Annotated in this window: 5 protein-coding genes and 1 pseudogene; 5 read left to right on the top strand and 1 reads right to left on the bottom strand. The window is 58.9% G+C overall.

Annotated elements, in window-relative coordinates:
* From P7F28_RS03475 to P7F28_RS03455, 5 genes are all read left to right on the top strand, one after another.
* On the top strand, positions 1-2,484 hold a 2,484-nt coding region (locus P7F28_RS03475), incomplete at its 5' end, for an efflux RND transporter permease subunit (RefSeq protein ID WP_277183046.1).
* Between the two features lie 14 nt (positions 2,485-2,498).
* Complete coding sequence (locus tag P7F28_RS03470) at positions 2,499-3,635, top strand: efflux RND transporter periplasmic adaptor subunit (protein WP_277183045.1); 1,137 nt, start codon at positions 2,499-2,501, stop codon at positions 3,633-3,635.
* Entirely contained in the window at positions 3,632-5,026 is a 1,395-nt protein-coding gene (locus tag P7F28_RS03465; RefSeq protein WP_277183044.1) for an efflux transporter outer membrane subunit, read from the top strand. Before P7F28_RS03470 ends, P7F28_RS03465 begins: the two co-directional genes overlap by 4 nt.
* On the top strand, positions 5,023-5,907 hold the full coding sequence (locus P7F28_RS03460) for a LysR family transcriptional regulator (RefSeq protein WP_277183043.1): 885 nt from the start codon (positions 5,023-5,025) through the stop codon (positions 5,905-5,907). Before P7F28_RS03465 ends, P7F28_RS03460 begins: the two co-directional genes overlap by 4 nt.
* Before the next feature lie 160 nt (positions 5,908-6,067).
* Positions 6,068-7,216: a porin gene (locus tag P7F28_RS03455; protein WP_277183042.1), complete on the top strand. Its 1,149-nt coding sequence runs from the start codon at positions 6,068-6,070 to the stop codon at positions 7,214-7,216.
* Between the two features lie 21 nt (positions 7,217-7,237).
* Here the strand turns inward: P7F28_RS03455 and P7F28_RS03450 are convergent.
* Positions 7,238-7,647, bottom strand: a pseudogene (locus P7F28_RS03450) (diguanylate phosphodiesterase); the annotation flags it as partial.

Here is a 7,647-nt window from a genome sequence, read left to right as displayed (position 1 = left end):
AACGTGCAGATGAACGGCAGCACCGAAAGCGTCGCCGCACTCAACGATCTGCCCATCAAGGCGATCAAAGGCGGCGTGGTCTATCTGCGAGATGTCGCTCAGGTGCGCGACGGTTATGCGCCGCAAACCAATATCGTGCGCAGCGACGGCAAGCGCGCGGCTTTGCTGACGGTTGAAAAGACCGGCAGCACATCGACGCTCACCATCATTCAGCAAATCCGTTCGATGTTGCCGCAAATCTCTGCGGGTCTGCCGAAAGCGCTCAAGATCACGCCGCTGGCGGATCAATCGGTATACGTAAAGTCAGCAATCCTTGGCGTCGTACGCGAAGCGCTGATCGCCGCTTGCCTGACTGCGATGATGATCCTGCTCTTTTTAGGAAGCTGGCGCGCCACGCTCATTATCGCGGTCACCATTCCGCTGTCGGTCATCACGTCACTGATTGCGTTGTCGGCGTTGGGCGAGACCATCAACATCATGACGCTCGGCGGTCTTGCGCTCGCAGTCGGCATTCTGGTGGACGACGCGACCGTTGCAATCGAAAACATCACGCATCATCTGGAAAACGGCGCGCCGCTGACCGATGCCATTCTCAATGGCTCCGGCGAGATCGCCGTGCCGACCTTCGTGTCCACGCTTTCCATCTGCATCGTATTCGCGCCGATGTTCCTGCTTTCAGGCGTTGCGCGCTATCTGTTCGTGCCGATGGCCGAAGCCGTCGTGTTCGCGATGTGCGCATCCTACTTCTTCTCGCGCACGCTGATTCCCACGCTTGCGATGTATCTGCTCAAGGCGCGAAAAGGCGGCGAACCGACCGGACGCTTTGCGTTTCTGGTGCGCTGGCAAGCTGCATTCGAACATCGTTTCGAAGCATTGCGCACGCGTTATAAGGCCGTGCTCGAAAACGGCATCGGGCATCCGCGTACGGTGATCGCCATTTTCGTGGTGTTCTGCCTCGCTTCGATGACGCTCGTGCCGTTCACCGGCCGCGACTTCTTTCCGAGTATCGATACCGGCGAAATCAGGCTGCATATGCGTGCGCCAACGGGCACGCGTATCGAAGAAACCGCACGGCTGGTCGATGAAGTGGAAGCGAAAATCCGCACCGTGATACCGAAGTCCGAAGAAGCGTCCCTGCTCGATAACATCGGCGTGCCGGTCAGTGGCATCAACCTGACGTATTCCTCGTCGGCACCGATCGGCACCGAAGATGCGGACATCATGATTGCGCTGACGGCCAAACATGCGCCGACTGCATCGTACGTAACGAAGCTGCGCAACGTGCTCGCGACTTCGTTTCCCGGTACTACGTTCTCCTTTCTTCCTGCCGATATCACGAGTCAGATTCTCAACTTCGGTCAGCCCGCACCGATCGATATTCAAATCGTCGGCAGGGACCTCGCAAAAAATCGCGTGGTGGCAAATCAACTGCTCGCGAAACTGCGCAACGTGCACGGCCTCGTCGATGCCCATATTCAGCAGCCCGGCGACGAGCCTGCGATCAACATCGACGTAGACCGCACCAAAGCGATGCAAGCGGGCCTCACGCAAAAGGACGTCGCGCAAGACCTGCTGATTTCACTGTCGGGCAGTTCGCAAACCACGCCGAATTTCTGGCTCGATCCAAAGAACGGCGTGAGCTATCCGCTGATGACCGAAGTGCCGCAATACGATATTCATTCCTTGCAGACGCTGGCGAATGTGCCGCTCAACAAGAGCGATGCGTCGAGCGCGCCGCAGAGTTTGCTCGGATCACTTGGCACCATGCGGCGCGTGTCGCAGCAAGCGGTGGTATCGCATTACAACGTGCAGCCCGTGCTCGATATCTACGGCTCCGTGCAGGGCCGCGATCTCGGCGGCGTGGCAAGCGATGTAACGAAGCTCATCGATCAAAGCAAGGCGCAGTTGCCGCCGGGATCGTCCATCGTCATGCGCGGACAGGTGCAATCCATGACGCAATCGTTCAGTGGTCTTGGCTCGGGTCTCGTGTTTGCCATCGCGCTCGTTTATCTACTGATGGTAGTCAATTTTCAGTCGTGGATCGATCCGCTCATCATTATTTGCGGCTTACCCGCGTCGCTCGCGGGTATCGCGTGGATGCTGTTCGCGACAGGCACCACGTTGAGCGTGCCTGCGTTGACCGGAACCATTTTGTGTATCGGCATCGCGACGGCAAACAGCATTCTGGTGATCAACGCAGCGCGCGAGAAACTGCATGAAGGCGCGCAAGCGTGGCATGCGGCGCTCGAAGCAGGCTTTACGCGCTTTCGTCCCGTCATCATGACCGCGCTCGCCATGTTGATCGGCATGCTGCCCATGGCGCTCGGTCTTGGCGATGGCGGCGAACAGAACGCGCCGCTCGGGCGCGCGGTGATCGGTGGCCTTGCGCTCGGCACGGTATCCACGCTGCTGTTCGTTCCGGTGATGTTCGCGGTCGTTCATACATGGCTCGCGCGCCGCCGCACCACCCTCGATAAGCCTTAAAACAAGCCACTTCAATGAAAAAGCATCGCTTCGTACTCCCTTTGATTTTTTCAGGCGTGGCCGCCGCGCTGCTTGCGGCCGGCATACTGCCGCGTCTTCATGCGCAAAGCGCGCTGGCCGCGCAGACCGCGACGCAGCGCGTGCAGACCGTATCGGTGATTGCACCGAAGCCCGCGCCTGCCACACAAGAACTGCTGCTTCCGGGCGCAGTCACCGCTTTCGCCGATGCGGCGATCTACGCACGCACCAGCGGCTACGTGCAACACTGGTACACGGATATCGGCGCGCACGTGAAAAAAGGCCAGCTACTCGCCGATATTCAAACGCCCGAACTCGACGCGCAACTTCAACAGGCACACGCCGATGAAGCGACCGCGCAAGCCAATTTCAACTATGCGAACGCCACCGCGCAACGCTGGCAGGACATGCTGAAAACGCAATCGGTGTCGCAGCAGGACGCGGACACGAAGACCGGCGATATGCTCGCCAAACGTGCGATGCTGCAATCCGCGCAGGCGAACGTGCGGCGGCTTGGCGAACTCGTATCGTATGAGAAAGTTGTTGCACCGTTCGATGGTGTCGTTACCGCGCGCAACGTGGATGTCGGCGCGCTCGTGACTGCGGGCGGTGCGCCGGGATTGGCGGCATCGACGGGAGAGTTATTTCATGTCGCGCAGCGCGACACCTTGCGCGTGTTCGTCGATGTGCCGCAGAGCGACGCGCCTTACGTTACGTCGAATACGCATGCTTATCTCACTGTGCAGCAATATCCGGGCAGGCAGTTTTCTGCGCGCGTCGCGCGTACTTCGGGCGCGATGGACGCAGTCAGCCGCACCTTGCGCGTGGAAGTTGACGTCGATAATAAGGATGACTCGATATTACCCGGCGCGTATGCGCAAGTTCATCTTGCGCTTGAAAACGGCACGCCTGCACTCGATCTTCCTGTCAGCGCTTTGCTATTCCGTCCGAACGGCGTAACCGTCGCAACGGTGGACGCGTCGAACAAGACCGTGCTCAAGACGGTGAATATCGGACGGGACTTTGGCACGCATGTCGAAATCACCACGGGCCTGAGCGCGAACGAACGCGTCATCGACAATCCCGGCGATGCGTTGATGAGCGGCGAAACCGTGAAGGTCAGTCAAAGATGAAAGCCCTCGTTTTGCTGATATGCACAGCGCTTGCCGCATGTTCGACCATGCCCGCCTACCAGAAGCCCGATGTGGCCATTCCCGCGCATTATGCGTCCGCACCGGGATGGTCCGTCGCGCAGCCCGCCGATCAAACCGCGCGCGGTCCGTGGTGGACGCGCTTTCAGGACCCGCAACTCGATGCGATCGAAGCGCGCGTCGATGTATCGAATCAGAGCCTTAAAAAAGCGGTCTCGCAGTTGCAGCAGGCCCGCGCAATGGTCGATTATCAACGCGCCGGATTCTGGCCTACGGTGACGGCGGGTGCATCGCAGAGCCGTGCGCGTACATCGGCGAATGTGGAGGGCAAGTCGCTCGCGGGCAAGACCATCCCGGACTATTCGATGGGGGTGTCTGCATCGTGGGAACCGGACTTGTTCGGCCGCATTCACGATGCCACCGTCAACGCGCAAGCGAATGCCGAAGCCAGCGCCGCCGATGTCGAAGCGGTGCGCTTGTCCGTGACGAGTCAGATCGCCATCGACTATTTCAATCTGCGTTCGCTCGATACGCAAAAGAAGCTGCTCGATGATTCCGTCACCGCGTATGCCGCTGCATTGCGATTACTGAATCAGCAGCTCGCTAACGGAGCGATCGATGCGTCCGCCGTCGCGCAGGCGCAAGCGCAACTCGAAAGCACGCGCACGCAGGCCACGGAAACGGCATCGCAACGCGCGCAGCTCGAACATGCGATCGCCACGCTCACCGGCGAACCGGCATCGACATTTTCGATTCCGGTAGGTATGCAAAGCATAAATTTGCCTGCGATTCCCGCCGCGCTGCCATCGCAATTGCTCGAACGGCGTCCCGATATCGCGGCGGCGGAGCGTCGTGTATTTGCGGCAAATGCGCAGATTGGCGAAGCGCGCGCGGCCTATTTTCCGGACCTCGTATTGGGCGCGAGCGCGGGCCTCGAAAGCACGTTCTTCGCGCCGTGGCTGACTGCGCCGAGCCTGTTCTGGTCGCTCGGCCCGCAACTCGCTGCGACCTTGTTCGACGGCGGCCGTCATGATGCCGCGCTCGCGAATGCACACGCGCAATACGATGGATATGTGGCCGATTATCGGCAGACGGTGCTGGCTTCGTTTCAGCAAGTCGAGGACAATTTGACATCGTTGAATGCACTGGCCGATGAAGCGCAAAGCCAGCGGCGCGCATCCGATGCCGCCGCGCTCTCGCTCAAACTCACGACTAATCGCTATAACGCGGGCGCGGTCAGTTATCTTGATGTCGTAACCGCGCAGACCATCGCATTGAATAACGAACGAACCGCCGAACAAATCGATGCGAGGCGCGTGATCGCATCCGTTGGATTGATCGTGGCGCTCGGCGGAGACTGGCAAACGCGATGAACCAATTCGAATCCATGCGCATTTTCGCCAAAGTCGCGGAATGCCTGAATTTCAGCGATGCAGCGAGGCAACTCGGCATTTCCAACTCCGCCGTCACGCGCGGACTGAGCGCACTGGAGAAGCACCTCGATCTCAGGCTCATCAATCGCACCACGCGGCACGTTTCGCTGACGGCGGCAGGAGAACGCTACTTCGAAGCCTGCACCGATGTGATCGTTCAGATTCAGCGCATGGAAGAACGCGTGCGCGGCGAGTCGCAATCCGCTGCGGGCCGTTTAAAGATGGCGGTCTCGGCTTTATATGCCGCTACCGATTTACCCCGTCTTTTAGCGGAATTTCGTCAAACTCATCCGCTGATTTCATTCGACCTGACGATCTACGAAACACCCGCGCAAGTCGCGCCGGAAGACTTCGAAATCTGCGTGATGACCGAACGCAAGCTGCGCGATTCATCGCTAATATGCCGAAATCTCGGTCAAACTTGCGATATGGTCGTCGCCTCGCCTGATTATCTGGAACGACGCGGCGTGCCACGCATTCCGAACGAACTCGGCAACCACGATATTCTTCTGGATTCCGAATCACTTATGCGATATTGGACCTTCAGCGACAGCCACGGCGTGCATCGTGTGAGCCTGGTGCCTACGCTCAGTGCGCAAAACATCATGGCCGTGGCGCGTTCCACCGTTGCGGGCCTTGGCATTGCGCGTTTACCGCGCATGTTGATCGAAGCCGAACTGGCGGATGGCCGCCTGATTCCGCTGTTGCAATCGTTCGATCTGGAAGGCAAGGAACGAACGATTTCCCTGCTCTATGCAGGCCAGCGCTATGCCACGCAGACGGTCCGTTCCTTTATCGACTTCGCCATGCAACGCCGATAACTTTTTGCAAGCCTGCATAGTTGCCAGCGCGACACGTACCGCAGAAAAACAGTTTTGCAGCGAGCGCGGATTTTGTGCCCCTTACAGTCCGATGCCATGCAACGTCATGAAGCCTCGACGTCGCATGAACCACGACCATCAAACCCACGGGCATTCATCAATGAAAAAATCCCTGTTCGCCAGCGCTGCACTGAGTGCGCTCGCATTTCCACTCGCCTCTGTCGCGCAGACCTCGGTCACGTTGTATGGCGTGATCGATGAAGGTTTCAACTACACGAACAATGTCGGCGGACATGCCAACGAGCAATTAGCCAGCGGCTTCGCGCAAGGCAGCCGATGGGGCCTCAAAGGATCGGAAGATCTCGGCGGCGGCATGAAGGCCATTTTCCAGCTTGAAAATGGCTTCGATGTGAACAACGGCAAGCTCGGTCAATCGGGACGCATGTTCGGGCGGCAAGCGTATGTCGGCCTGAGCTCATCGACGCTCGGCACGATCACGCTTGGCCGCCAATATGACTCCGTGGTGGACTATCTTGCGCCGCTCACTGCGAACGGCAATTGGGCCGGTTATCTGCTTTCGCATCCGTTCGATAACGACAACACGGACAACTCTTTCCGCCTCAATAACGCAGTCAAATACACCAGCAACAACTACGGCGGCTTCAGTTTCGGCGGCTTGTACGGATTCAGCAATCAGGCGGGCGGCTTCTCGAACAATCGCGCGTACAGCGTGGGCGCGCAATACGTTGCAGGACCGCTTTCCGCTGCGGCCACATATATGCAGATCAACAATCCGGGCGCGAACGCAGGCGGCTCGCTCGCCACCGACGACACCGCGTTCTTCGCAGGCCGCGAGCGCGTGTGGGGCGCAGGCATCAATTACGCCATTGCCGATGCCGCGACGCTTGGCTTCGTCTACACGCATACCGATCTGAACGATGCAACCGGCTCCGTCTATGTTGGCAATTTCGCCAACACCGCAAGCTCGCTCAAGTTCGATAACTTCGAAGTGAACTTCAAATACCAGTTCACCAAAGCAATTTACGCAGGTGCTATGTATAACTACACAATCGGCAAGTTCAACAGCGCGGCAGGCAACTCGAAACCGAAGTGGCATCAGTTTGGCGTGATGGCCGACTATCAACTCTCGACGCGTACGGATGCCTACGTCCAGGCGATGTATCAGCACGTCGCCGGGGGTAATGCGTCGGCATCACCGCTGGATCAGGCCTATATCACCGGTGCGGATGCGCCTTCTTCTACGCACAATCAGTTCGTTGGTCGCGTCGCTCTGCGGCACTTGTTTTAAGCGATCGCGCCGCGCGTGAACTTACCAGCCGAGGTCCGGCAATCGCGCTTTGAACGCCGGTCCAAAGCTGCAGCTCTGCTCAAGCGCACCGTTGAAATCTCCCGCTTCCATTGATTCGACGATGGACAGCAGCGTGCCGAGATCGCCGCGCCGATCCACGATCGCATCCTTGATTGATGCATCGAGCGGCAACTGGCCGATCAGACTCGCTGCATCGGCGCCATTCGGCACATGCACCAGCGAGAGCAAACCCGTCAGCCACGCACTCTGACTGAATTCGCGGTCCTTGCCGCGCAGCACGATCGCGCCCTGCTCCATAAAGCCTGCGCGACGTTCCACCAGCGTCACGATAGGATCGCGGCCCGACGACCGATCCAGCGAATCGCCGTACATCAACAGACAGCACCAGCGAGCAAGCTGACTGCTGCCCA

Origin of the sequence: Caballeronia sp. BR00000012568055, assembly GCF_029439455.1 — a bacterium.
Classification (GTDB): Bacteria; Pseudomonadota; Gammaproteobacteria; order Burkholderiales; family Burkholderiaceae; genus Caballeronia.
Note: the sequence above shows the minus strand (reverse complement) of the source record. Positions and strands in the feature narration are given on the sequence as shown.

Excerpts from the sequence above, each read along its gene's own strand:
- P7F28_RS03455 (WP_277183042.1), top strand. The coding sequence starts at position 6,068 with ATGAAAAAATCCCTGTTCGCCAGCGCTGCACTGAGTGCGCTCGCATTT.
- P7F28_RS03470 (WP_277183045.1), top strand. The coding sequence starts at position 2,499 with ATGAAAAAGCATCGCTTCGTACTCCCTTTGATTTTTTCAGGCGTGGCC.
- P7F28_RS03460 (WP_277183043.1), top strand. The coding sequence starts at position 5,023 with ATGAACCAATTCGAATCCATGCGCATTTTCGCCAAAGTCGCGGAATGC.
- P7F28_RS03465 (WP_277183044.1), top strand. The coding sequence starts at position 3,632 with ATGAAAGCCCTCGTTTTGCTGATATGCACAGCGCTTGCCGCATGTTCG.